This window comes from Streptomyces griseocarneus, assembly GCF_014655595.1.
In the GTDB taxonomy this organism is placed as follows: domain Bacteria; phylum Actinomycetota; class Actinomycetes; order Streptomycetales; family Streptomycetaceae; genus Streptomyces; species Streptomyces griseocarneus.
Genome location: NZ_BNBL01000012.1, coordinates 95925 through 119536, shown reverse-complemented (window position 1 = coordinate 119536; position 23612 = coordinate 95925). Strand labels below are relative to the sequence as shown.

The following is a 23612-nucleotide window of genomic DNA, read 5'->3' as shown; positions in this document are numbered from 1 at the left end:
GGGGGTCCGGGGACGGTGGGGGCTCTCAGCCGAGAGCCCCCACCAGACCCGTCAGACCTCTTCGACGCTGCTCGGCTCGCGCCGGGACAGGTCGATACCGAGCTCCTCCGCCGCGCGGAAGACGTCCTCGTCGGTGTCCCGCATCTCGATGGACATGCCGTCCGAGGACAGCACCTCCACGTTGAGGCAGAGGGACTGCATCTCCTTGATGAGCACCTTGAAGGACTCGGGGATGCCGGGCTCGGGGATGTTCTCGCCCTTGACGATCGCCTCGTAGACCTTCACGCGGCCGGTGACGTCGTCGGACTTGATGGTCAGCAGCTCCTGGAGGGCGTACGCGGCGCCATAAGCCTCCAGCGCCCACACCTCCATCTCACCGAAGCGCTGGCCACCGAACTGAGCCTTACCACCCAGCGGCTGCTGGGTGATCATGGAGTACGGGCCGGTCGAGCGAGCGTGCAGCTTGTCGTCGACCAGGTGGTGCAGCTTGAGGATGTACATGTACCCGACCGAGATCGGGTCCGGGAACGGCTCGCCGGAGCGGCCGTCGAACATCCGGGCCTTGCCGGACGGGAGCACCAGGCGCTCGCCGTCGCGGTTGGGGATCGTGGACTCGAAGAGACCGGCGATCTCGTCCTCGCGGGCGCCGTCGAAGACCGGGGTCGCGACGTTGGTGCCGGCGGCGACCTCGTCGGCGCCGATCGCCTGGAGGCGCTTCATCCACTCCTCGTCGCCCTCGACCTTCCAGCCGCGGCTGGCGAGCCAGCCGAGGTGGATCTCGAGGACCTGTCCCGGGTTCATTCGGGACGGGACACCGAGCGGGTTGAGGATGATGTCGACCGGGGTGCCGTCCTCGAGGAACGGCATGTCCTCGACCGGGAGGATCTTGGAGATGACACCCTTGTTGCCGTGACGGCCGGCGAGCTTGTCACCGTCGGTGATCTTGCGCTTCTGCGCGACGTAGACGCGGACCAGCTGGTTCACGCCCGGCGGCAGCTCGTCGCCCTCTTCGCGGTCGAAGACGCGGACGCCGATGACCTTGCCGATCTCACCGTGCGGCACCTTCAGCGAGGTGTCGCGGACCTCACGGGCCTTCTCACCGAAGATCGCGCGGAGCAGGCGCTCCTCCGGGGTCAGCTCGGTCTCACCCTTCGGGGTGACCTTGCCGACCAGGATGTCGCCGGCGACGACCTCGGCACCGATGCGGATGATGCCGCGCTCGTCGAGGTCGGCGAGGACCTCCTCGGAGACGTTGGGGATGTCCCGCGTGATCTCCTCGGGGCCCAGCTTGGTGTCACGGGCGTCGACCTCGTGCTCCTCGATGTGGATCGAGGAGAGGACGTCGTCCTGCACGAGGCGCTGCGACAGGATGATCGCGTCCTCGTAGTTGTGGCCCTCCCACGGCATGAACGCCACGAGCAGGTTCTTGCCGAGCGCCATCTCACCGTTCTCGGTGGACGGGCCGTCGGCGAGCACCTGGCCGGCCACGACGCGGGTGCCCTCGTCCACGACGACCTTCTGGTTGAAGGACGTGCCCTGGTTGGAGCGGGAGAACTTGGCCACCCGGTAGGTGTTGTACGTGCCGTCGTCGTTGGCCACCGTCACGTAGTCGGCGGAGACCTCCTGGACGACACCGTCCTTCTCGGCCTTGATGACGTCGCCGGCGTCGACCGCACAGCGGTACTCCATGCCGGTGCCGACCAGCGGCGCCTCGGCCTTGATCAGCGGGACGGCCTGGCGCATCATGTTCGATCCCATGAGCGCGCGGTTGGCGTCGTCGTGCTCGAGGAACGGGATCATGGCGGTCGCGACCGACACCATCTGGCGCGGCGAGACGTCCATGTAGTCGACCTCGTCGGGCGCGATGTAGTCGATCTCGCCACCACGGCGGCGGACCAGCACGCGGGCCTCGGCGAAGCGCATGTCGTCGGCCAGGGCGGCGTTCGCCTGGGCGATGACGAAGCGGTCCTCCTCGTCGGCGGTCAGGTAGTGCACCTCGTCGGTGACCTGGCCGTCGACGACCTTGCGGTACGGGGTCTCGACGAAACCGAACGCGTTGACGCGGCCGTACGAGGCGAGCGAGCCGATCAGACCGATGTTCGGGCCTTCGGGCGTCTCGATCGGGCACATGCGGCCGTAGTGCGACGGGTGAACGTCTCGGACCTCGAAGCCGGCCCGCTCACGGGAGAGACCACCCGGGCCCAGCGCCGACAGACGACGCTTGTGGGTCAGACCCGACAGCGGGTTGGTCTGGTCCATGAACTGGGACAGCTGGCTGGTGCCGAAGAACTCCTTGATGGAGGCGACGACCGGCCGGATGTTGATCAGGGTCTGCGGCGTGATCGCCTCGACGTCCTGGGTGGTCATCCGCTCGCGGACGACGCGCTCCATGCGGGCCAGGCCGGTACGGACCTGGTTCTGGATGAGCTCGCCGACGTTGCGCAGACGACGGTTGCCGAAGTGGTCGATGTCGTCGGTCTCGACGACGATCGACGTGCCGTTCTCGCCGAGGGTCTCGACCTCACCGGCGTGCAGCTTGACCAGGTACTTGATCGTCGCGATGACATCGTCGACGGTCAGCACACCGGCGTCGAGCGGGGCGTCGGCGCCCAGCTTCTTGTTGACCTTGTAGCGGCCGACCTTCGCGAGGTCGTAGCGCTTGGGGTTGAAGTAGAGGTTCTCGAGCAGCGTCTGCGCGGCCTCACGGGTCGGCGGCTCGCCCGGACGCAGCTTGCGGTAGATGTCGAGCAGCGCGTCGTCCTGGCCCTGGGTGTGGTCCTTCTCCAGGGTGGCGCGCATGGACTCGTACTCGCCGAACTCCTCGAGGATCTGCTCGGTGGTCCAGCCGAGAGCCTTCAGGAGGACGGTGACGGACTGCTTGCGCTTGCGGTCGATGCGGACACCGACCATGTCGCGCTTGTCGACCTCCATCTCCAGCCAGGCACCCCGGGACGGGATGATCTTGGCGGTGAAGATGTCCTTGTCGGACGTCTTGTCGATGGAGGAGTCGAAGTAGACACCGGGCGAGCGGACCAGCTGCGAGACGACGACACGCTCGGTGCCGTTGATGCAGAAGGTGCCCTTGGGCGTCATGAGCGGGAAGTCGCCCATGAAGACCGTCTGGGACTTGATCTCACCGGTCTCGTTGTTCGTGAACTCGGCCGTGACGAAGAGCGGGGCCGCGTACGTGAAGTCGCGCTCCTTGCACTCGTCGATCGAGTTCTTCGGGGGCTCGAAACGGTGGTCGCGGAAAGTCAGCGACATCGACCCGCTGAAGTCCTCGATCGGGGAGATCTCCTCGAAGATCTCCTCCAGACCGGACTTGGTGGGGACGTCCTGACCAGACTCCAGCGCAGCCTCGACGCGAGCCTTCCAGGCGGCGTTGCCGAGCAGCCAGTCGAAGCTCTCGGTCTGCAGCGCAAGGAGGTTCGGAACCTCGAGGGGCTCCTTGATCTTCGCAAAAGAGATGCGCAGCGGGGCGGTGCTGGCGCCGTTGTTCGTATTGGCGGTCGAGGCGTTGCGCGAGGCGGCCAAGAGGGGGTCCTTCCGAGGGCTCGGACTCACTACGCGCGTACCGGTCCCACTCCGTACATAGGAGAGAAATCCCAGCTCAGGGGGTTTCCATCAGCTGTGCTCGGAAGTGGGCATGCCCCTGGTGACGGGCAGGGAGCAGCTAACAGGCAGCGCAAAGGGTCAGTGTAGCCACTTGGCCCACTGATGTCCAGAGCGGATTTCCGGAGACCGGTGCGATACCAATCTCTCCCTCCGGGATCCTCTGTTGTTCCGCTTCGCCCGGCGCCTGCCCGACGCATGCCATGCGCCACGAGCGCATGACCATACTTCCCTCTCCGCCTTCGATCCATGCCTCGGACGGAGGACCGATGTGGCGGTGCGTCCTGCGACGCGTCCTGAGAATCGCGCGCGGCGTGCCGTTCGTCAAGGCCCCTCGGCCCCCGGCCGGCCTCCTCGGCGACCGCACGGCCTGCGACGGCGGCCCCTCGGTGGACGCGGCCACGACAGGACAACGAAGATCACCATACTCGTCCCCGCGAGCCCGCGCGCGCATCCCCTGCGGGAACGCCCAAGGGCGACCACCCGCATGGGTGATCGCCCTTAGGTTACTGACGTGAGTCAGAGGAGAGTCAGCGGACTCCCGAAGGTCACTTGACCTCGACGGAGGCGCCGGCGCCCTTGAGGGCCTCGGCGGCCTTCTCCGCGGCGTCCTTGGCGACCTTCTCGAGGACCGGCTTCGGGGTGCCGTCGACGAGGTCCTTGGCCTCCTTCAGACCCAGGGAGGTCAGCTCGCGCACGACCTTGATGACCTGGATCTTCTTGTCACCGGCGGCGGTGAGGATGACGTCGAACTCGTCCTGCTCCTCGACGGCGGCGGCGGCGTCGCCACCGGCGACACCGGCGACCATGACCGGCGCGGCAGCGGCGGCGGTGACGTCGAACTTCTCCTCGAACGCGGACACGAAGGCCGCGAGCTCGATGAGGGTCATCTCCTCGAACTGCGCGAGCAGCTCGTCCTGGGTGAGCTTCGCCATGATGGCGGTCCTTCCACTAATTCGGCAGGTGCCGGATGTACATGTCGGCGGGCGTACGGCCCGCTACGACCGGTGCCGGGTGGCACCGGTCAATGCGCGAGCCGAATTACTCGGCACCGCCCTGCTCGGCGAGCTTGGCGCGCAGCGCGTCCGCAGTGCGGACGAGCTTCGTCGGCAGCGCCTGGAAGAGCGAGGCAGCCTGGGACTGCTTGCCCTTCATGGCACCGGCCAGCTTGCTGAGCAGAACCTCGCGGGACTCGAGGTCCGCAAGCTTCTTGATCTCATCGGCGGACAGCGCCTTGCCGTCAAGGACACCGCCCTTGATGATCAGGTTGGGGTTCTCCTTGGCGAAGTCACGAAGACCCTTCGCCGACTCCACCGGGTCACCGGTGACGAAGGCAACGGCCGTCGGGCCAGCGAAGAGCTGGTCCTCCAGCGTGATCCCGGCCTCACGGGCGGCGATCTGGGTCAGCGTGTTCTTCACCACGGCGTACTGGGCGTTCTCACCGAGCGAACGGCGCAGCGTCTTGAGCTGCGCCACGGTGAGACCGCGGTACTCAGTCAGCACTGCGGCGTTCGAGCTGCGGAACTTGTCCGTCAGCTCGGCAACCGCAGAAGCCTTGGCGGACGTCGCCATGAGCCTCGGCCTCCTTCCGGGTGATTCATCGGACCGCATAGGCGCGAGAAGGGACCTGGGCAAAACGAAACGCCCCGGCGCAGGCGCTCGGGGCGTGACTCGACCGCGGGGACGTAATGCTCTTACGTCTCGACGGGAGTGCAACCACTCAACACCTGCGCAGGTCGCCCGCAGCTAGCGGATCCTTCGGTCACCACACCTCCAGGAGGAGGCACAGCAACGACCAGCGGTCTTTGGCTTTCGATACCTTAGGTGATGGCGTCACGAAGACGCAAATCGAGCGGAAACCGGCCCTGCGGGCCCGTACGGGCCCCGCGTGCGGTCCGCCAACGAGCCGGGCCCCGCACCCCCCGAAAGGGGTGCGGGGCCCGGCCCACGACGCTTCACGCGCTACGAGGAGGTCCTCAGACCGTCTCGTCCTCGACCAGGAGGTTGCGGGTGCGGTTCGGGTCCAGCGCGATGCCGGGGCCCATCGTGGTGGTCAGGGTCGCCTTCTTGATGTAGCGGCCCTTCGCGGCGGACGGCTTGAGACGGGTGATCTCCTCGAGCGCCGCGGCGTAGTTCTCCACCAGCTTGGCCTCGTCGAACGAGACCTTGCCGATGATGAAGTGCAGGTTCGAGTGCTTGTCGACGCGGAACTCGATCTTGCCGCCCTTGATCTCCGTGACAGCCTTCGCCACGTCGGGGGTGACGGTGCCGGTCTTCGGGTTCGGCATCAGACCACGGGGACCGAGCACGCGGCCCAGGCGGCCGACCTTGCCCATGAGGTCCGGGGTGGCGACGACGGAGTCGAAGTCCAGGCGGCCCTTGGCGACCTCGTCGATCAGCTCGTCGGCGCCGACGATGTCGGCGCCGGCGGCACGCGCGGCCTCGGCACGGTCGCCGGTCGCGAAGACCAGGACCCGGGCGGTCTTACCGGTGCCGTGCGGAAGGTTCACGGTGCCGCGGACCATCTGGTCGGCCTTGCGCGGGTCGACACCCAGACGCATGGCGACCTCGACGGTCGCGTCGAACTTGACGGAGGTCGTGTCCTTCGCCAGACGGACGGCCTCGAGCGGAGCGTACAGACGCTCCCGGTCGATCTTCGCGTCCGCGTTGCGAAGAGTCTTGCTGCGCTTCACTGAAACTCCTCAGTGGTGATTGGAGTCGTGGTGCGGGCCGCGCCGGCCCTTCCACGGGGGTGCTACGGGGTGTGGGGGTCAGCCCACGCTTACGAGCTTCAGCCCTCGACCGTGATGCCCATGGAACGGGCGGTGCCGGCGACGATCTTCGCGGCGGCGTCCAGGTCGTTGGCGTTCAGGTCGGGCATCTTGGTCGTGGCGATCTCGCGGATCTGAGCCTCGGTGATCTTGCCCACCTTGGTCTTGTGCGGCTCGCCAGAGCCCTTCTGCACGCCCGCGGCCTTCAGGATCAGCTTGGCGGCCGGCGGAGTCTTGGTCACGAAGGTGAAGGAGCGGTCCTCGTAGACCGTGATCTCCACCGGCACGACCATGCCACGCTGCGACTCGGTCGCGGCGTTGTAGGCCTTGCAGAACTCCATGATGTTGACGCCGTGCTGACCCAGCGCGGGGCCGACCGGCGGAGCCGGGTTCGCGGCACCGGCGTTGATCTGGAGCTTGATAAGCCCCGTGACCTTCTTCTTCTTGGGAGGCATTGCTCTCTCCGGGTCCTAGTGAGAGTTTTTTTGCCCACGCACACTGCGCGCAGGCATACCGCACCACGATAACGGGTAACGTGGCCGGGCCAAAAACCGAGAGGTCAGACCGGCTGTCTGCGCCGGTCTGACCTGTTCGGAAGCGTTTGCCAGAGAGGTGTCAGTTCTTCTGGATCTGGTCGAAGCTGAGCTCGACCGGGGTCTCGCGGCCGAAGATCTCGACGAGGCCCTTGACCTTCTTCGAGTCGGCGTTGATCTCGTTGATCGTCGCCTGCAGCGTCGCGAACGGACCGTCGGTGACCGTGACCGAGTCGCCCACCTCGAAGTCCAGCACCTGGACCTCGACCTTGCGGCTGGGGGCCGGGCGGCCCTCGGCCTCGGCGGCCTCCTTGGCGGCCTTCGCCTCGGCCTCGGGGGCGAGCATCTTGACGATCTCGTCCAGGGTCAGCGGGTACGGGTCGTAGGCGTTGCCCACGAAGCCGGTGACGCCCGGGGTGTTGCGGACGACGCCCCAGGACTCGTTCGTCAGGTCCATGCGCACCAGCACGTAGCCGGGGAGCTTGTTCTGGCGGACGGTGCGGCGGTCGCCGTTCTTGATCTGGACGACCTCTTCCTGCGGCACCTCGGCCTGGAAGATGTAGTCCTCGACGTTCAGCGAGACGGCGCGCTGCTCGAGGTTGGTCTTCACGCGGTTCTCGTAACCGGCGTAGGTGTGGATGACGTACCACTCGCCGGGCAGGCCACGCAGCTCGTCGCGGAGCGCGGCGACCGGGTCGACGGGAGCCTCTTCCTCGGCCTCCTCGGCCTCGGCCTCGGTCTCGTCGGCCTCTACGGCCTCGGCCTCGTCGCCGGACTCGACGCGCAGCGCGGCCTCCTCGGCGGGCTCGCCGGCGGCGGCTTCCTCGGCGTCCAGCTCGTCGGCGCCGTCGGCGTTCTCGACGATCTCCTGCGCGGTGTCGTCGCCCTCGACCTCGGCCGAGACAGCCTCGTCAACGTTGGCCTCAGCCGCGACGGGCTCGGCGGCGTCGTTCAGGTTCGGGTCAGACACGTGGCTGCTTCTTCCTGGCTTCAAGGGGTGGAACGAGCGAAGAGGCGGCTCTCGGGGAGGGCCGCCTGACGCGCGGGGCCGGCTCAGCCGAAGACGTACTTGACGGCCTGCTCGAACCCATAGTCAATCACGGTCACAAGACCAATGACGATGACAACGAAGACGATCACCACGGTGGTGTACGTCGACAACTGGCTCCGGGTGGGCCATACGACCTTGCGGAGCTCGGCTACTACCTGACGGTAAAAGAGCGCGAGGCGGCCCAGAGGGCCCTTCTTCCCGCGCTTCCCGCCACGGCGGCCCTTCCTGGCGGCCACCTCGTCCTCGGGACGACCGCTCTCAGGCGTCGCGGTGGAGCCAAGGGCTTCCGTCACTACGTCCTCACCTGAATCCGGGTCGTGGCCGTGCCGCGCCCGGTTGAGCCGCACGGCGGTGCATTTCAGTACGTACGCACGCACGCACCCTGGTGACGATGCGTGTAGCAGGGCCGAAGGGACTTGAACCCCCAACCGCTGGTTTTGGAGACCAGTGCTCTACCAATTGAGCTACGACCCTTTGTGGTTCCCCCAACGTACCGCATCCACCCGGAAGCACGGTGTGCACGGGGCACGGTGTGCATGCATGGAGCGATTCGCCTGTGAGGGGCCAACGACGCATGAGTGTACGTGGTCCTGGCGCCGTCGTCGAACAGCGAGGGGCGCGGCGGCCTGCCGGGGGGTGTGAAGAGGGGCTGCGCAGGGGCCCGCCGAGGGGTGCGGGGAGGGCCTGCCGGGGGGTGCGGAGAAGGGGCCGCCGGGGGGTGCGGAGAAGGGGCCGCCCGGCATCCGAAACCTGTGTGTCCGCTTCCCTGCCGGTCTGGGACGATGCCCCCATGAGCGACGCCACTCCTCCCGTCCAGTCCCCCACCGAGCGCCGGGTGTCGGCCCGCATCGGTGCGATCTCCGAGTCCGCCACCCTCGCCGTGGACGCCAAGGCCAAGGCCCTCAAGGCCGCCGGGCGTCCGGTGATCGGCTTCGGAGCCGGCGAGCCCGACTTCCCCACCCCCGGGTACATCGTCGACGCCGCCATCGAGGCCTGCCGCGACCCCCGCTACCACCGCTACACCCCGGCCGGCGGCCTCCCCGAGCTCAAGGCCGCCATCGCCGCCAAGACGCTGCGCGACTCGGGCTACGAGGTCGAGGCCTCCCAGGTGCTCGTCACCAACGGCGGCAAGCAGGCCATCTACGAGGCCTTCGCCGCCATCCTCGACCCGGGCGACGAGGTCATCGTCCCGGCCCCGTACTGGACCACCTACCCCGAGTCGATCCGCCTCGCGGGCGGCGTGCCGGTGGACGTCGTCGCCGACGAGACCACGGGCTACCGGGTCTCGGTCGAGCAGCTGGAGGCGGCGCGCACGGAGCGGACGAAGGTCCTGCTCTTCGTCTCCCCCTCCAACCCCACCGGCGCGGTCTACTCCCGCGAGCAGGTGGAGGCCGTCGGCCGCTGGGCCGCCGAGCACGGCCTGTGGGTGCTGACGGACGAGATCTACGAGCACCTCGTCTACGGCGACGCGGAGTTCTCCTCGCTGCCGGTCGTCGTGCCGGAGCTGCGCGACAAGTGCATCGTCGTCAACGGCGTCGCCAAGACGTACGCGATGACGGGCTGGCGCGTGGGCTGGATCATCGGCCCGAAGGACGTCGTCAAGGCCGCCACCAACCTGCAGTCCCACGCCACGTCGAACGTCTCGAACGTGGCCCAGGTGGCCGCGCTGGCCGCCGTCTCGGGCGACCTGACGGCCGTCGAGGAGATGAAGGTCGCCTTCGACCGCCGCCGGCGCACGATCGTGCGGATGCTCAACGAGATCGACGGCGTCTTCTGCCCGGAGCCGGAGGGCGCCTTCTACGCCTACCCGTCGGTCAAGGAGCTGCTCGGCAAGGAGATCCGCGGCCGGCGCCCCGCCACGTCCGTGGAGCTCGCCGCGCTGATCCTGGACGAGGCCGAGGTCGCCGTGGTCCCGGGTGAGGCGTTCGGCACACCGGGCTACCTGCGCCTGTCGTACGCGCTGGGTGACGAGGATCTCGTCGAGGGCGTCTCGCGGATCCAGAAGCTGCTGGCGGAGGCCACGGCGTAGGCCCCTGCTTCACGTACCGCCTGCGGGCTCCCGGCTTCGGCCGGGGGCCCGCATGTGTTTGCCGGGGGCCCGCATGTGTTTTCGGGGCGGCGCCCCTTCGGCGTCCCTTCGGGGAAAGTCCCTTCCGGTTGACGGACGGTTACGGCAAGATCTTGGGATGGAGAGCGTTCGTGACGTCCGGTTGCTGCCGAAAGCCCATCTGCACCTGCACTTCACGGGGTCGATGCGCCCCTCGACCCTGCTGGAGCTCGCCGACAAGTACGGCGTGCACCTGCCGGAGGCGCTGAACGGCGGAGAGCCGCCGAAGCTGAGGGCCACGGACGAACGGGGCTGGTTCCGCTTCCAGCGGCTGTACGACATCGCGCGCTCGTGCCTGCGGTCCGAGGACGACATCCGGCGGCTGGTGCGCGAGGCCGCCGAGGAGGACGTACGGGACGGCTCCCGGTGGCTGGAGATCCAGGTCGACCCCACCTCGTACGCGCCCCGGCTGGGCGGCCTGATCCCCGCCCTGGAGATCATCCTCGACGCGGTCGAGACGGCCTCGCGGGAGACCGGCCTGGGCATGCGGGTGCTCGTCGCCGCCAACCGCATGAAGCACCCGCTGGACGCCCGCACCCTCGCCCGGCTCGCGGTGCGCTACGCCGACCGCGGCGTCGTCGGCTTCGGCCTCTCCAACGACGAGCGGCGCGGGCTCGCCCGCGACTTCGACCGCGCCTTCGAGATCGCCCGTGAGGGCGGCCTGCTGGCCGCCCCGCACGGCGGCGAGCTCACCGGGCCCAGCAGCGTGCGGGACTGCCTGGACGACCTGCACGCGGCCCGCGTCGGGCACGGCGTGCGGGCCGCCGAGGACCCGCGGCTGCTGCGCAAGCTCGCGGAACGCGGCGTGACCTGCGAGGTCTGCCCGTCGTCGAACGTCGCCCTCGGTGTCTACGACAAGCCGGGCGACGTGCCGCTGCGCACGCTGTTCGAGGCGGGCGTGCCGATAGCTCTCGGCGCGGACGACCCGCTCCTCTTCGGCTCGCGGCTCGCCGCCCAGTACGAGTTCGCGCGCGAGCACCACGGCTTCACGGACACGGAGCTGGCGGAGCTGGCGCGGCAGTCGGTACGGGGGTCGGCTGCGCCGGACGCCGTGCGGCGGGAGCTGCTGGCGGACATCGACGCCTGGGCGGCCTGACGCCGCCCCGGTTGTGGGCAATCGTTCCGCAAGGCGGAACGGGTGGGCACAACCGACCACCGGGCCGCAGGCTACAGGCTGACGCCCACCGTCACGGGCTCGTTCACGAGGGTGACGCCGAATGCCGCATGGACCCCGTCGCGGACCTCGCGGGCCAGGGCCAGCAGATCCTCCGTGGACGCCTCACCGCGGTTCGTCAGGGCCAGCGTGTGCTTCGTGGAGATCCGGGCGCGCCCGGCCCCGTAGCCCTTCGTGAAGCCGGCCCGGTCGATCAGCCACGCGGCCGACGTCTTGACCATGCCGTCCCCGGCCGGGAAGGCCGGCGGTGCCACGTCCGGGCCGAGGCGCTCGGCCACGCGGGTCAGGAACGCGGCGTGCTCGGCGGCGGTGAGGACGGGGTTGGTGAAGAACGAGCCGGCCGACCACGTGTCGTGGTCCTCGGGGTCGAGGACCATGCCCTTGCCGGCGCGGAGCTTGAGGACGGTCTCACGGGCGCGGGCGGCCGGGACGCGGTCGCCGGCCTCGACGCCGAGGGCGCGGGCGGTCTCGGGGTACTTCAGGGGCGCGGAGAGCCCTCCGGCGTCCTCCAGCTCGAAGCGGACGCGCAGGACGACGTAGCGCGTGGGGTCCTCCTTGAACCGGCTGTGGCGGTAGGAGAACGCGCAGTCGGCGTTGGGGATGACCACGGTCTCGCCGGACCGGCGGTCGTACGCGACGACCTCGGTGATCGTGGCGGAGACGTCCTGGCCGTAGGCGCCGACGTTCTGGATGGGCGTGGCGCCGGCGGAGCCGGGGATGCCGGCCATGCACTCGATGCCGGCGAGGCCGGCTTCCACGGTGCGGGCGACGGCGTCGGACCAGTTCTCGCCGGCGGCGAGCTCGAGGCGGGTGCCCTGGAGGTCGAAGCCGGTGGTGGCGATGCGCAGGGCGGTGCCGTCGAAGCCCTTGTCGGAGATGACGAGGTTGCTTCCGCCGCCGATGATCAGCAGCGGGGTGCCGCTCTCGTCGGCCTCACGGACCGCGTCGATCACCTCGGCGTCGGTGACGGCCGTGATCAGGCGGGTCGCCGGGCCGCCGAGGCGGAAGGTGGTCAGGGGGGCGAGGGGGGCGTCGTGTCGTTCCTGCACGGGCACCAGGGTACGGGGGTGCGGGGACCGGCTTTCCGGGGCCGGGGCCGGGGCGGTCCGCCGGGCCCTTCCGGGGCTGGATTATTTACGGCCCCCGTCAACCGTCGAGCGAGCCCCGACCGCAGCCGCAAATAACCCCGACGCCCCTGCCAGGGCCCGGCGGCCCGCCCCGGCCCCTCCGCGTGCGTTTGGGGGGGGGCAGGCGACCCGCCGGCTGGTTCGTGGGCAATCGTTCCGCAGGGCTGGGGGCACCTCCCAGCGGTAGCTGGGGGAGGGTGGGCACAAACCGGCCGACGGGCCGCACCCGTCAGGCGAGCCTGACGACCGCGCGCGACATGCCGAGCACCTTGCGGCCCTCGTTCATCGCCACGAGGTCGACGCGAACCGTGCGCGCCTCGTCATCAAGCTTGGCCGCAACCTTGCCGCTGACCTCAATGACCGCACCCTTGTCGTCATTGGGCACGACAACCGGCTTGGTGAAGCGCACGCCGTACTCGACCACGGCCGCCGGGTCGCCGGCCCAGTCGGTCACCACGCGGATCGCCTCGGCCATGGTGAACATGCCGTGGGCGATCACGTCGGGGAGGCCGACCTCCTTGGCGAACTTCTCGTTCCAGTGGATCGGGTTGAAGTCGCCGGAGGCACCCGCGTAGCGCACCAGGGTGGCGCGGTCGACGGGGAAGGACTGGGCGGGGAGCTCGGTGCCGACCTCGACGTCGGTGTAGGAGATCTTGGCGGCCATCACGCCTCCTCGGCGGCGCGCGCCACCAGCGTCGTGTACGCGGTCACGACGTGCTCGTCGTTCGCGTCGTGGACCTCGCCGCGCACGGACAGCACGTCGTTGCCCGCCAGGGACTTGATCGACTCGATCGTGGAGGTGACCGTCAGCCGGTCGCCCGCGTGGATCGGGCGGGTGTAGACGAACTTCTGGTCGCCGTGCACCACGCGCGAATAGTCCAGTCCCAGCTGCGGGTCCTCGATGACCATGCCGGCGGCCTTGAACGTGATGGCGAACACAAAAGTCGGCGGGGCGATCACATCCGGGTGACCGAGCGCGACGGCCGCCGCGGAGTCGGTGTAGGCCGGATTGGCGTCGCCGACGGCCTCGGCGAATTCGCGGATCTTCTCCCGGCCGACTTCGTAGGGGTCGGTGGCCGGGTAGATCCGTCCGACGAAGGACTGGTCGAGCGCCATTGGCTCGGTACCTCCTGCTGGACTGGTTGGACCGGGGGTGAATACGCCATGAGGCCGCCCCCAGCTTCTGGGGGCGGCCTCATGGACTGAGACTTTGCGTCAGCGCGTTTCGCGGTGCGCCGTGTGGGCGTTGCAGCGCGGGCAGTGCTTCTTCATCTCAAGTCGGTCCGGGTCGTTGCGCCGGTTCTTCTTGGTGATGTAGTTCCGCTCCTTGCACTCCACGCAGGCCAGCGTGATCTTCGGGCGGACGTCGGTGGCAGCCACGTGAGTGCTCCTTGACGGAATGGACGGATTAAACGCAGAAAAGAGTAGCCGATCGGAGGACCGACCCCACAATCGGCTACTGTGTGTAGCGGTGACCGGACTTGAACCGGTGACACAGCGATTATGAGCCGCTTGCTCTACCGACTGAGCTACACCGCTTTGATGCGGGAGAGCTTCCCCGTCCTAAGACGGGGAAACCTTCCACACCAGAGCCCCAAAACGGAATCGAACCGTTGACCTTCTCCTTACCATGGAGACGCTCTGCCGACTGAGCTATTGGGGCGAGCGAGGAAGACATTACACGGTCTGCGGCCGAAGGTGAAATCCGTATCCGGCCGCCCCCGCCAGGGCCTTCTCCGCGGGGTCGCCTTCCGCCTCGAGGACCACACCAGTACGACTATTCGTCGCCTGCTCGAACCGGCTTCCTAGGCGGCCTACGCTCGGACCACGCTGCGTGATCATGCCCGCCCCGGCAGACCGGAGGATCGCGATGCCCGACAGTCAGCCGCAGCCCGCCAGAAGCCCCGACGGCGACGCCGCCGCCGCGCAGTCCGGCGACGGCCCCCTGGTGCTCTGCGGCGCCCGGCTCGCCGACGGCCGGGTCGTGGACGTGCGCCTCAGCGGCGGCCGCATCGAGGCGGTCGGCACGGCCGGCAGCCTCGCCCCCGGCCCGCGGGTCGACCTCGGCGGCTACGTCCTGCTGCCCGCCCCCGCCGAGCCGCACGCCCACTACGACACCGCGCTCACCGCCGACCTCGGCGGGCCCGTCCCGCACGCGCCCGAGGACGTCCAGCGGCGGGCCACCGAGGCCGCGCTGCTGCAGCTGGGCCACGGCGTCACCGCGGTGCGCTCCCACGTGCGGATCGGCGACGTGCGGGAGCTGCGGTCGCTGGAGGCCGTGCTCGCCGCCCGGCGGGCGCTGCGCGGGCTGACCGAGCTCAGCGCCGTGGCGGTGCCCCGGCTGCTGACGGGTGCCGCCGGGGCCGACGGGCTGGCCATGCTGCGGGACGCGGTCAAGATGGGCGCCACCGTCGTGGGCGGCTGCCCCGACCTCGATCCCGACCCGGCGGGCTACGCCGAGGCCGTGCTGGGCATCGCCGCCGAGCACGGCTGCGCCGTCGACCTGCACACCGACGGCGCCGACCCGGCCCGGCTGGCGCGCCTGGCCGCCATGGCGGGCGGGCTGCGGCCGGGCGTGACCATCGGCCCGTGCGGGGGGCTGGCGCGGCTTCCGTACGACCAGGCCGCGCGGGCGGCCCAGCAGCTGGCGGCGGCCGGGGTCACGGTGGTGTGCCTGCCCCAGGGCGACTGCGGCGCCCTGGGGGCCGCCCGGGGGCCGTGGGGCGTGCCCGTACGGCTGCTGCGGTCGGCGGGCGTACGGGTGACGGCGGGCAGTGGTTCGCTGCGCGATGCCGCCAACCCCGTCGGCCGCGGTGATCCCCTGGAGGCGGCCTTCCTGCTGGCCTCGCGCGGCGAGCTGAGCCCGGAGCAGGCGTACGAGGCCGTGAGCGGGCACGCCCGGGAGGCGCTGGGGCTGCCGGAGGTGCGGGTGGAGGCGGGGTTCCCGGCCGAGCTGCTGGCGGTGCGCGGCGGCGGGGTGGCCGCGGTGCTGTCCCTGGGCTACAGCCGGCTCGTGGTGCACAAGGGGCGCGTGGTGGCCCGTACGAGCGCGGTGCGGGAGTACGGCGACGTCCAGGCCACCGTGGCGCTCGACCTGCCCCGTCAGTCGCCACGCGGCGGAGATCCGGCCTGAGCCGCGAGGCCGGGGCGTACGGTCGGATCATGCGCATCGTCATCGCTGGAGGACACGGTCAGATCGCGCTGCGGCTCGAGCGGTTGCTCGCCGGGCGCGGCCATGAGGTGGCGGGCGTCATCCGGCGCCCGGAACAGGCGGGAGACCTGCTGGCGGCCGGCGCGGAGCCGGTCGTGTGCGACCTGGAGTCGGCGGGCGTCGGGGACATCGTCCGGCATCTGGAGGGCGCGGACGCCGCCGTCTTCGCGGCGGGCGCGGGCCCCGGCAGCGGCGTCGAACGCAAGGACACCGTCGACCGCGCGGCCGCCGCCCTCTTCGCCGACGCGGCGGAGGCCGCCGGTGTGCGGCGCTTCCTCGTGGTCTCCTCGATGGGCGCCGACCGGGAGCCCCCGGCGGGCACGGACCCGGTCTTCGCCGCCTATCTGCGCGCCAAGGCCGCCGCCGACGCGGACGTCCGCTCCCGGGCCGGCCTCGACTGGACGATCCTGCGCCCGGGCGCCCTGACGAACGACCCCGGCACGGGCCTGGTGACCCTGTCCACGGGCTCCACGGGCCGGGGCGAGGTGCCCCGCGACGACGTGGCGGCGGTGCTGGCGGCCCTGCTGGAGGAGCCGGGAAGCGTGGGCCTGACGCTGGAGCTGATCGGCGGCGACACGCCGGTGGCGGAGGCGGTCAAGGCCGTGGGGCGCTAGGCGCGACAACGAAAGAAGCCCCTGACCTTTTCAGGTCAGGGGCTCCGTTCCGTGGCGGCGCCAGGATTCGAACCTGGGTAGGCTAAGCCGACGGATTTACAGTCCGCTCCCATTGGCCACTCGGGCACACCGCCATGGGTTGTCACCTCGGTCGCTCTTTCGAGCCTCTCCGGGGCAACGACGTAAACCATACCCGATGACCTGGGGTGGTCCGCCACTCGGTTCACAGCCCCTCGATCACCCCCCGGGTGACTAGGCTGACCACGCGGCCCCACGCCGGGCCGCTCCCCCCTGACGGATCTACGCACGAGGAGCCAACTCAATATGGCCGACTCCAGTTTCGACATCGTCTCGAAGGTCGAGCGGCAGGAGGTCGACAACGCCCTCAACCAGGCCGCCAAGGAGATCTCCCAGCGCTACGACTTCAAGGGCGTCGGCGCCTCGATCGGATGGTCGGGCGAGAAGATCGAGATGCGGGCCAACTCCGAGGAGCGGGTCAACGCGATTCTCGACGCCTTCCAGTCCAAGCTGATCAAGCGCGGCATCTCCCTGAAGGCCCTGGACGCCGGTGAGCCGCAGGCCTCCGGCAAGGAGTACAAGCTCTTCGCCTCGATCGTGGAGGGCATCTCCCAGGAGAACGCCAAGAAGGTCGCCAAGATCATCCGCGACGAGGGCCCGAAGGGCGTCAAGGCCCAGGTCCAGGGCGACGAGCTGCGCGTCTCCTCCAAGAGCCGCGACGACCTTCAGGCCGTCCAGGCGCTGCTCAAGGGCAAGGACCTGGACTTCGCGATCCAGTTCGTCAACTACCGCTAGCCGTCGGCCGGCAGGCGGACCAGCGCGCCAAGAGGGCGCGCCGGGAAGGGACTTCTGTCCGCTCCCGGCGCGCCCTCACGCGTATTCGTTGCCGGCGTTACCGCCTCAGCGCGTGGCGAACGGCCGGTCCGTCGGGACGATTTCACGGCCCAGCGGCATCAGCGAGACCGGGATCAGCTTGAAGTTCGCGATGCCCAGCGGGATGCCGATGATCGTCACGCAGAGCGCGATGCCGGTGAAGATGTGACCGAGCGCCAGCCACCAGCCGGCGAAGACGATCCAGATGATGTTGCCGAGCAGCGATCCGGCGCCGGCGTCCCGCCGCTCCACCGTCGTGCGGCCGAAGGGCCACAGGGCGTAGGCGGCGATGCGCAGGGACGCGATGCCGAACGGAATGGTCACGATCAGAACGAAGCAGATCAAAGCTGCCAGAACATAGCCAAGAGCCATCCAGAGGCCACAGAGGACCAACCAGATGACATTCAGGATGAACCTCATGAATACAGCCTTCCACGCGACCAGTGCTCTGACTACGGAAGACGCCGGGGCGAGGGGCTGCGGTTGCGCTTCTTCGCAGGTGAGAGGCGCGCCTGAAGTCCTGGGTGGGCGCTACGGGGCCTCGTGGAGCCGGGTCAGCAGAGCCATCAGCTGAGTCTGCTCGTCCGGGGTGAGGGGCGCCAGCAGCTCGTTGTTGGCCGCTTCGGCCAGGGCCGCGCAGCGGCGGAGGACGGCCGCGCCCTCCGGGGTGACGGTGACGGCGTTCTTGCGGCGGTCGGCGGGGTCCGGGGTGCGCAGGACGAGGCCCGCCTGCTGGAGGTGGTTGAGGATGCCGACCATGTCCTTGGGGTCGACGGAGAGCCGGCGGCCCAGGTCGGCCTGGGCGACGGGGCCGTACTCGGCGGTCGCGGCCAGCACCGCGTGCTGCATCAGCTTCAGCCCCTCCGCGGCGATCGCGTCGGCGACCAGGCCCCGGCCGCGGGCCGCGACGCGGCCGGCGAGCCAGCTCGGCAGGGACTGGAGGTGCTGGAGGGGGGAGGTCATGCGGCCACTCTAACCAAATTCGTTGGACTTCCCTACGAGTTTGGGCTTATCGTTGGGACACCCAATGAATTGGATCGGGGAGGTCCTGTGCTGCGCGTTCGTCATGAGGTCAACGGTGGGCCCGAGGTGCTGTTCGCCGAGGAGGCCGCCCGGCCGGAGGCGGGAGCGGGAGAGGTGCTGATCCGGGTCGAGGCCATCGGGGTCACGCTCCCCACCGTGCGCAAGGTCCGCGAGGGCAGCGAGCCGACCTCGTTCGGCGGCGAGGTCGCCGGGGAGATCGTCGCCACCGGTGCGGGCGTCACCGCCTTCGCCGTCGGGGACCGCGTCACCGGGCTGTGCTTCACCGACGCCTACGCCGAGTTCGCGGTCCTGAACGCCGCGATGACCTCCCGGATCCCGGACGGCGCGAGTGCCGTGGAAGCGGTCGCGCTGGTCCGCAGCGGGCTGGTGGCGCGCGGCGCCTACGAGGCCGCACGCGTGGAGCCCGGCGAGTCGGTGCTGGTCACGGCGGCGGCCAGTGCCGTGGGGACGCTCGCCCTGCAGATCGCCCGGGTCCGCGGGGCGGGACGCGTCGTCGCCGCCGTCAGCAGCGCCGACAAGGCCGCCTTCGTCCGGGGGATGGGCGCCGACGAGGTCGTCCTCTACGAGGACGCCGACTGGGGCGCCCCGTACGACGTGATCCTCGACGGCGTCGGCGGCGACCTGCTCGGCCGGGCCGTACGGGCCCTGGCGACGGGCGGCCGCCTGGTGGCCTTCAGCTCCGGCGGCGGCACGGTGGAGGCGTACGAACTCCTGGTCCGCGGCGCCTCGGTGATCGGCTTCCAGATGCGGGCCGTCGCCCTCGGCAAGCCCGAGCTGTACGACCGCTGGCGGCGCGAGCTGTGGGAGATGCGCGACGCGGGCACCCTGCGCACCGCCGTGCACGAGGAGATCCCCCTCGCCGAGGCCGCCCGAGCCCACGCGCTCATCGAGCGGCGCCGCAACCTCGGCAAGGTCGTCCTCGTCCCCTGAGCGCCTCCTTCCGGCCGCCCCCGGATGGAGCACGTCCGGATGGAGCAGCACGGCGTGCCGGTGCACGGCGCACGTGCGGCCATGGGGGGAAATGACCCGTCCCCCCGCGGACCGCATCCGAGGAGTCCCCATGCGCGCACACCTCATGACCGCAACGGCCGTCACGGCAGTGGCCCTGGCCGCCCTGGGCGCCCTCGGCGGCTCCCGCGCCCACGCGGCGGCGCCGGGGGACACCGGGCCCCGGGAGTGCCTGGACGGCGGCGGGGCGATCGTGGTCACGGTGGGCGGTACGTACCTGGCGCCCACCGTGCAGAAGGTCTGCGTTGGTGGGTCGAAGGACGGGCAGGTGCTCGGCTAGGGCGCAAGCGCTGGGGCCCGTCCTAGCGGCCCAGGCCGCCGGCCATCTGCTCCAGGCGGGTGATGCGCTCGCGCATCGGGGGGTGGGTGGAGAAGAGCTTGGTCATGCCCTCCCCCGCGCGGAACGGGTTCGCGATCATCATGTGGCTCGCCGTCTCCAGGCGCGGCTCGGGCGGCAGGGGCAGGCGCTGGGTGCCCGCCTCGAGCTTGCGCAGGGCGGAGGCGAGGGCCAGGGGGTCGCCGGTCAGGCGGGCACCGGAGGCGTCGGCCTCGTACTCGCGGGAGCGGCTGACGGCGAGCTGGATGAGGGACGCCGCGATGGGGCCGAGCAGCATGATCATGATCATGCCGATGATGCCGGGCCCCTCGTCGTCGTCCGAGCGGCCGATGGGGATCAGCCAGGCGAAGTTGACCAGGAACATCACCACCGAGGCCAGCGCGCCCGCCACGGAGGAGATGAGGATGTCGCGGTTGTAGACGTGGCTGAGCTCGTGGCCGATGACGCCGCGCAGCTCGCGCTCGTCGAGGAGGCGCAGGATGCCGTCGGTGCAGCAGACGGCGGCGTTGCGGGGGTTGCGGCCGGTGGCGAAGGCGTTGGGGGCCTCGGTCGGGGAGATGTAGAGCCGGGGCATGGGCTGGCGGGCGGCCGTGGAGAGCTCGCGCACCATGCGATAGAGCTGCGGGGCCTCGAACTCGCTGACGGGGCGGGCCCGCATCGCGCGCAGGGCCAGCTTGTCGCTGTTCCAGTAGGCGTAGGCATTGGTGCCGAGCGCCACCAGGACCGCGACGATCAGGCCCGTACGGCCGAACATGCTGCCGATGACGATGATGAGCGCGGACAGCCCTCCGAGGAGCACGGCCGTCCGGAGCCCGTTGTGCCGGCGGTGCACGGTACGCCCTCCAAATGGTGCGGCAGGGGAACCCTTGAACCAGTGGAACCTTTCGAACTGGTCAACGCCAGGCGAGGAGCGCTAGTTCCCTTGTGCACGCCGCCCGGCCCTGGTCCGGCCGGGTGATTCCCGCTGCAGCCGCGGCCGCCCCGCGGCCCGCCCTACAGCAGCGCCTGCGAGGCGAAGCGCAGGACCAGCTGCGGGGCGCCGGAGAGCGCCACGCCGACGACGGCCGCCAGGGCGATGGCCGCGGTCAGGCTGCGCGAGGTGCGCAGCGGCGCCCGCTCCTGCCCCTCGGTCCCGGCCCCGGTCCCGGTCCCGGCCTCGGCACCGGCTTCGGCGCCGCGGAAGAGCACCGCCGTCCACTGCAGGTAGTAGTAGAGCGCGATCACGACGTTGACGGCCATGACGACCGCCAGCCAGCCCAGGCCCGCGTCGATGGCCGCCGAGAAGACGGTGACCTTCGCGAAGAGGCCGATGACGCCCGGCGGCAGGCCCGCCAGGCACAGCAGGAAGAAGCCCAGGGCGAGCGCGGCGAGCGGGCGGCGGGCGTAGAGGCCGCGGTAGTCGGTGATCCGGTTGGCCGGGCTCGTGCGGGCGACCAGGGCGGCGACGGCGAAGGCGCCGAGATTCACGGCGGCGTACATCAGGGCGTACGCGACGGTGGAGCCGATGGCCCGGGAGGCGTCGTCGGCGTAGCCGGCGGCGGCGATCGGGACCAGCAGGTAGCCCGCCTGGCCGACCGAGGACCAGGCCAGCAGCCGGACGGCGCTGCGCTCGCGGTCGGGGCGCTGGCGCAGGGCGGCGACGTTGCCGGCGGTCATGGTGAGCGCGGCGAGCACGGCGAGGGCCGGGGCCCACACGTCGGCGTACGAGGGGAAGGCGACGACGGTCACCAGGATGAGCCCGGTGAAGCCGACGGCCTTGCCGATGACCGACAGGTAGGCGGCGACCGGCAGCGGGGCGCCCGCGTAGGTGTCGGGCACCCAGAAGTGGAAGGGGACGGCCGCGGTCTTGAAGGCGAAGCCGACGAGCGTCAGGGCGACGCCCGCCTCGGCCAGGACGGCCAGGCGCGGGTCGACGTGGGTGAGGCCGTCGGCGATGCGGGTGAGGTGGAGGGTGCCGGTGGCGGCGTAGACGAAGCTCGCACCGAGCAGGGTGACCGCGGTCGCGGTGACGGAGGAGAGGAAGAACTTCAGCGCCGCCTCGGAGGAGCGGCTGTCGCCGCGGCGCAGGCCGACGAGCGCGAAGGCGGGCAGCGAGGCCACCTCGAGGGCCACGACGAGGGTCGCGAGGTCCCGGGAGGCGGGCAGCAGCGCGGCGCCCGCGGCGGACGACAGGAGCAGGAACCAGAACTCCCCGGCGGGGAGTTTGGAATCCGCGATGTCGCTGAAGGACAGCAGGGCCGTCAGCAGCGCTCCGCCCAGCACGAGCAGCTGGATGACGAGCGTGAAGTGGTCGGCGGTGTAGCTGCAGGCGCCGGCGCCGGCCTTGGTGCCGGTGAGGCAGAACGTCGAGCGGTCGCCGTCCAGCAGCGGCAGGAGCGAGAGCCCGGCGAGGACCAGGCCGGTGACGGCGATCCACCCGAGGAGGGGCTTCCTGCCCTCCGGCAGGAAGAGGTCGGCGACCAGGATGCCCAGGGCCACGACGGCCGTGATCGTGGGCGGGGCGATGGCGAGCCAGTCGACGGACTGGACCAGGGAGCCCATCAGTTGCCACCTCCGAGGAGCTGCTGAACGGCCGGGTCGGTGAGGCCGAGGAGGGCCGCGGGCCAGAGTCCGGCGATGACGGTGAGGGCGACGAGGGGCGTCCAGGCGGCGAACTCGTACGTGCGGACGTCGGCGAGCGTCCCGTCGGGGCCGGGGGCGGTGGCGGGCGTCACGCCGTCGCCGTCCCCGTCGCCGCCCATGCACACCCGGCGGACGACGACGAGCAGGTACGCGGCCGTCAGCAGCGTTCCGAGGCCGGCCAGGACCATGAAGGTGAGGAACGCGGGGCGGCTGAGCCCGTCGGCGGGACGGAAGGAGGCGAACATCGCGAGCATCTCGCCCCAGAACCCGGCGAGGCCGGGCAGTCCGAGGGAGGCCACGGCGCCGAAGGCGAGCAGGCCGCCCAGGCGGGGGGCCCTGCCGTAGAGCGCCGCGCCCGTGAGGCCGGAGAGCTGGTCGAGGTCGCTGGTCCCGTAGCGGTCCTTGATGGCGCCGACGAGGAAGAACAGCAGGCCGGTGATGAGGCCGTGGGCGATGTTGGCGAACAGGGCGCCGTTGACCCCGGTGGGGGTGAGCGTGGCGATGCCCAGCAGCACGAAGCCCATGTGGCCGACGGAGGAGTAGGCGATCAGGCGCTTGAGGTCGCCCTTCGCGCCGGAGCGGGCCAGGGCGAGGCAGACCAGCGAGCCGTAGACGATGCCGACGGCGGCGAAGGCCGCGAGGTAGGGCGCGAAGGCGTGGGCGCCCTCCGGCGCGATCGGCAGGACGATCCGGACGAAGCCGTACGTGCCCATCTTCAGCAGCACGCCCGCCAGCAGCACCGAGCCGACGGTCGGGGCGGCGGTGTGGGCGTCGGGCAGCCAGCTGTGCAGGGGCCACATCGGGGCCTTGACGGCCAGTCCGATGCCGATGGCCAGAACCGCGATGACCTGCGTGGTGTGGCTGAGCCCGGACCCGTTGTCAGTGGCGAGTGCCACCATGTCGAACGTGCCGCCCTTGATGCCGATGAGGAGGAGGCCGAGCAGCATCACGACGGAGCCGAGCAGGGTGTAGAGGATGAACCGCCACGCCCCGCGCTCCCTGCCCTCGCCGCCCCAGCGGGCGATGAGGAAGTACATCGGGATGAGCACCATCTCGAAGGCCAGGAAGAACAGCATCAGGTCGAGGACGGCGAAGGTCGCGAGGGTGCCGGACTCGAGCACGAGGAGCAGCGCGACGAATGCCCTGGGGGATGGGCCCGTGGGCATCTTGAAGTAGCTGTACAGCGCGCAGAGGAAGGTCAGCAGCGCCGTCAGGACGAGGAGGGGGAGCGAGATGCCGTCGACGCCGAGGTGGATGCGGATGCCGAGCGCCGGGATCCAGCTGATGTCGGTGGTCGCCTGCATGCGCGCCGGCTGGTCGTGGTCGAAGCCGGCGGCCAGGGCCACGGACAGCGCGAGGACGGCGCCGGTGACGGTCACGCCGTGACGGAGCACGGCCTGGTCCGGGTTGCCGCCCTTCAGCCCGGGCGGGGCGGGGAGCAGGGCCGCGACGGCTCCGACGAGGGGGACGACGACGATCGCAGCGAGGAGGATCTGCATGACGGTATGAC

The 23612-nt window shown here is 70.5% G+C and carries 23 protein-coding genes and 4 tRNA genes; 7 read left to right on the top strand and 20 right to left on the bottom strand.

Annotated elements, in window-relative coordinates:
* Positions 1 to 51: 51 nt before the first annotated feature.
* The 8 genes from rpoB to IE295_RS26770 form a co-directional block, all read right to left on the bottom strand.
* Positions 52 to 3534: a DNA-directed RNA polymerase subunit beta gene (gene rpoB, locus IE295_RS26805; RefSeq protein ID WP_190066353.1), complete on the bottom strand. Its 3483-nt coding sequence runs from the start codon at positions 3532 to 3534 to the stop codon at positions 52 to 54.
* A 626-nt stretch (positions 3535 to 4160) separates the two neighbouring features.
* A complete protein-coding gene (gene rplL, locus IE295_RS26800; protein ID WP_190066352.1) occupies positions 4161 to 4547 on the bottom strand; it encodes a 50S ribosomal protein L7/L12 in 387 nt (128 codons plus the stop codon).
* A gap of 106 nt (positions 4548 to 4653) precedes the next feature.
* Positions 4654 to 5184, bottom strand: a complete 531-nt coding sequence (gene rplJ / locus IE295_RS26795) for a 50S ribosomal protein L10 (protein ID WP_086567313.1) — start codon at positions 5182 to 5184, stop codon at positions 4654 to 4656.
* A 404-nt stretch (positions 5185 to 5588) separates the two neighbouring features.
* Positions 5589 to 6305 carry a 50S ribosomal protein L1 gene (gene rplA, locus IE295_RS26790; RefSeq protein ID WP_086567315.1) on the bottom strand — a complete coding sequence of 239 codons (717 nt, stop codon included), beginning with the start codon at positions 6303 to 6305 and terminating at the stop codon, positions 5589 to 5591.
* A 98-nt stretch (positions 6306 to 6403) separates the two neighbouring features.
* On the bottom strand, positions 6404 to 6838 hold the full coding sequence (gene rplK / locus IE295_RS26785) for a 50S ribosomal protein L11 (protein WP_190066351.1): 435 nt from the start codon (positions 6836 to 6838) through the stop codon (positions 6404 to 6406).
* 160 nt (positions 6839 to 6998) lie between these two features.
* Positions 6999 to 7886: a transcription termination/antitermination protein NusG gene (nusG, locus tag IE295_RS26780; protein ID WP_190066350.1), complete on the bottom strand. Its 888-nt coding sequence runs from the start codon at positions 7884 to 7886 to the stop codon at positions 6999 to 7001.
* Positions 7887 to 7969: 83 nt separating this feature from the next.
* A complete protein-coding gene (secE, locus tag IE295_RS26775) occupies positions 7970 to 8260 on the bottom strand; it encodes a preprotein translocase subunit SecE (protein WP_190066424.1) in 291 nt (96 codons plus the stop codon).
* Between the two features lie 108 nt (positions 8261 to 8368).
* Positions 8369 to 8441, bottom strand: a tRNA-Trp gene (locus IE295_RS26770).
* Positions 8442 to 8757: 316 nt separating this feature from the next.
* Between IE295_RS26770 and IE295_RS26765 the strand changes: the two genes are divergently transcribed.
* Both IE295_RS26765 and IE295_RS26760 read left to right on the top strand, forming a co-directional pair.
* Positions 8758 to 9996, top strand: a complete 1239-nt coding sequence (locus IE295_RS26765; protein ID WP_190066349.1) for a pyridoxal phosphate-dependent aminotransferase — start codon at positions 8758 to 8760, stop codon at positions 9994 to 9996.
* A 157-nt stretch (positions 9997 to 10153) separates the two neighbouring features.
* A complete protein-coding gene (locus tag IE295_RS26760) occupies positions 10154 to 11170 on the top strand; it encodes an adenosine deaminase (protein ID WP_190066348.1) in 1017 nt (338 codons plus the stop codon).
* Between the two features lie 71 nt (positions 11171 to 11241).
* Here IE295_RS26760 and IE295_RS26755 read toward each other — a convergent pair whose 3' ends face one another.
* From IE295_RS26755 to IE295_RS26730, 6 genes are all read right to left on the bottom strand, one after another.
* Entirely contained in the window at positions 11242 to 12297 is a 1056-nt protein-coding gene (locus tag IE295_RS26755; RefSeq protein WP_190066347.1) for a UDP-N-acetylmuramate dehydrogenase, read from the bottom strand.
* Positions 12298 to 12604: 307 nt separating this feature from the next.
* Entirely contained in the window at positions 12605 to 13039 is a 435-nt protein-coding gene (locus IE295_RS26750; RefSeq protein ID WP_190066346.1) for a MaoC family dehydratase, read from the bottom strand.
* Complete coding sequence (locus IE295_RS26745; RefSeq protein ID WP_190066345.1) at positions 13039 to 13491, bottom strand: MaoC family dehydratase N-terminal domain-containing protein; 453 nt, start codon at positions 13489 to 13491, stop codon at positions 13039 to 13041. Before IE295_RS26745 ends, IE295_RS26750 begins: the two co-directional genes overlap by 1 nt.
* Before the next feature lie 99 nt (positions 13492 to 13590).
* Positions 13591 to 13755, bottom strand: a complete 165-nt coding sequence (rpmG, locus tag IE295_RS26740) for a 50S ribosomal protein L33 (protein WP_004571794.1) — start codon at positions 13753 to 13755, stop codon at positions 13591 to 13593.
* Positions 13756 to 13841: 86 nt separating this feature from the next.
* Positions 13842 to 13914: transfer RNA gene (locus IE295_RS26735), tRNA-Met, on the bottom strand.
* Between the two features lie 51 nt (positions 13915 to 13965).
* A tRNA-Thr gene (locus tag IE295_RS26730) sits at positions 13966 to 14038 on the bottom strand.
* Between the two features lie 207 nt (positions 14039 to 14245).
* Between IE295_RS26730 and IE295_RS26725 the strand changes: the two genes are divergently transcribed.
* Entirely contained in the window at positions 14246 to 15508 is a 1263-nt protein-coding gene (locus IE295_RS26725; protein WP_190066344.1) for an amidohydrolase family protein, read from the top strand.
* Between the two features lie 29 nt (positions 15509 to 15537).
* Complete coding sequence (locus IE295_RS26720) at positions 15538 to 16200, top strand: NAD(P)H-binding protein (RefSeq protein WP_190066343.1); 663 nt, start codon at positions 15538 to 15540, stop codon at positions 16198 to 16200.
* 52 nt (positions 16201 to 16252) lie between these two features.
* Here IE295_RS26720 and IE295_RS26715 read toward each other — a convergent pair.
* Positions 16253 to 16334 (bottom strand) — tRNA-Tyr (locus IE295_RS26715).
* A gap of 190 nt (positions 16335 to 16524) precedes the next feature.
* Here IE295_RS26715 and IE295_RS26710 point away from each other — a divergent pair.
* Entirely contained in the window at positions 16525 to 17013 is a 489-nt protein-coding gene (locus tag IE295_RS26710; RefSeq protein ID WP_190066342.1) for a YajQ family cyclic di-GMP-binding protein, read from the top strand.
* Between the two features lie 105 nt (positions 17014 to 17118).
* Here the strand turns inward: IE295_RS26710 and IE295_RS26705 are convergent, their stop codons facing one another.
* Together IE295_RS26705 and IE295_RS26700 are read right to left on the bottom strand one after the other, a co-directional pair.
* Positions 17119 to 17511, bottom strand: coding sequence for a YccF domain-containing protein (locus IE295_RS26705; protein ID WP_190066341.1), 393 nt, complete (start codon positions 17509 to 17511; stop codon positions 17119 to 17121).
* 111 nt (positions 17512 to 17622) lie between these two features.
* Complete coding sequence (locus tag IE295_RS26700; RefSeq protein ID WP_190066340.1) at positions 17623 to 18054, bottom strand: MarR family winged helix-turn-helix transcriptional regulator; 432 nt, start codon at positions 18052 to 18054, stop codon at positions 17623 to 17625.
* A gap of 87 nt (positions 18055 to 18141) precedes the next feature.
* Between IE295_RS26700 and IE295_RS26695 the strand changes: the two genes are divergently transcribed.
* Both IE295_RS26695 and IE295_RS26690 read left to right on the top strand, forming a co-directional pair.
* A complete protein-coding gene (locus tag IE295_RS26695; protein WP_190066339.1) occupies positions 18142 to 19065 on the top strand; it encodes a quinone oxidoreductase family protein in 924 nt (307 codons plus the stop codon).
* Positions 19066 to 19195: 130 nt separating this feature from the next.
* Positions 19196 to 19423 carry a hypothetical protein gene (locus IE295_RS26690; protein WP_190066338.1) on the top strand — a complete coding sequence of 76 codons (228 nt, stop codon included), beginning with the start codon at positions 19196 to 19198 and terminating at the stop codon, positions 19421 to 19423.
* A gap of 22 nt (positions 19424 to 19445) precedes the next feature.
* On the opposite strand, the gene htpX is transcribed toward IE295_RS26690, so the two are convergent.
* The 3 genes from htpX to IE295_RS26675 all read right to left on the bottom strand — a co-directional run bounded on the left by htpX (position 19446) and on the right by IE295_RS26675 (position 23601).
* A complete protein-coding gene (gene htpX / locus IE295_RS26685; protein WP_190066337.1) occupies positions 19446 to 20312 on the bottom strand; it encodes a zinc metalloprotease HtpX in 867 nt (288 codons plus the stop codon).
* Positions 20313 to 20473: 161 nt separating this feature from the next.
* On the bottom strand, positions 20474 to 22021 hold the full coding sequence (locus IE295_RS26680) for an NADH-quinone oxidoreductase subunit N (RefSeq protein ID WP_190066336.1): 1548 nt from the start codon (positions 22019 to 22021) through the stop codon (positions 20474 to 20476).
* A complete protein-coding gene (locus tag IE295_RS26675; protein ID WP_190066423.1) occupies positions 22021 to 23601 on the bottom strand; it encodes a complex I subunit 4 family protein in 1581 nt (526 codons plus the stop codon). Before IE295_RS26675 ends, IE295_RS26680 begins: the two co-directional genes overlap by 1 nt.
* Positions 23602 to 23612 lie beyond the last annotated feature (11 nt).

Coding starts and splice junctions, on each gene's coding strand:
- rplL (WP_190066352.1), bottom strand. CDS start 4,547: ATGGCGAAGCTCACCCAGGACGAGCTGCTCGCGCAGTTCGAGGAGATG.
- rplJ (WP_086567313.1), bottom strand. CDS start 5,184: ATGGCGACGTCCGCCAAGGCTTCTGCGGTTGCCGAGCTGACGGACAAG.
- rplK (WP_190066351.1), bottom strand. CDS start 6,838: ATGCCTCCCAAGAAGAAGAAGGTCACGGGGCTTATCAAGCTCCAGATC.
- IE295_RS26765 (WP_190066349.1), top strand. CDS start 8,758: ATGAGCGACGCCACTCCTCCCGTCCAGTCCCCCACCGAGCGCCGGGTG.
- IE295_RS26760 (WP_190066348.1), top strand. CDS start 10,154: ATGGAGAGCGTTCGTGACGTCCGGTTGCTGCCGAAAGCCCATCTGCAC.
- IE295_RS26750 (WP_190066346.1), bottom strand. CDS start 13,039: ATGGCCGCCAAGATCTCCTACACCGACGTCGAGGTCGGCACCGAGCTC.
- IE295_RS26745 (WP_190066345.1), bottom strand. CDS start 13,491: ATGGCGCTCGACCAGTCCTTCGTCGGACGGATCTACCCGGCCACCGAC.
- IE295_RS26725 (WP_190066344.1), top strand. CDS start 14,246: ATGCCCGACAGTCAGCCGCAGCCCGCCAGAAGCCCCGACGGCGACGCC.
- IE295_RS26720 (WP_190066343.1), top strand. CDS start 15,538: ATGCGCATCGTCATCGCTGGAGGACACGGTCAGATCGCGCTGCGGCTC.
- IE295_RS26710 (WP_190066342.1), top strand. CDS start 16,525: ATGGCCGACTCCAGTTTCGACATCGTCTCGAAGGTCGAGCGGCAGGAG.
- IE295_RS26705 (WP_190066341.1), bottom strand. CDS start 17,511: ATGAGGTTCATCCTGAATGTCATCTGGTTGGTCCTCTGTGGCCTCTGG.
- IE295_RS26700 (WP_190066340.1), bottom strand. CDS start 18,054: ATGACCTCCCCCCTCCAGCACCTCCAGTCCCTGCCGAGCTGGCTCGCC.
- IE295_RS26690 (WP_190066338.1), top strand. CDS start 19,196: ATGCGCGCACACCTCATGACCGCAACGGCCGTCACGGCAGTGGCCCTG.
- IE295_RS26680 (WP_190066336.1), bottom strand. CDS start 22,021: ATGGGCTCCCTGGTCCAGTCCGTCGACTGGCTCGCCATCGCCCCGCCC.
- IE295_RS26675 (WP_190066423.1), bottom strand. CDS start 23,601: ATGCAGATCCTCCTCGCTGCGATCGTCGTCGTCCCCCTCGTCGGAGCC.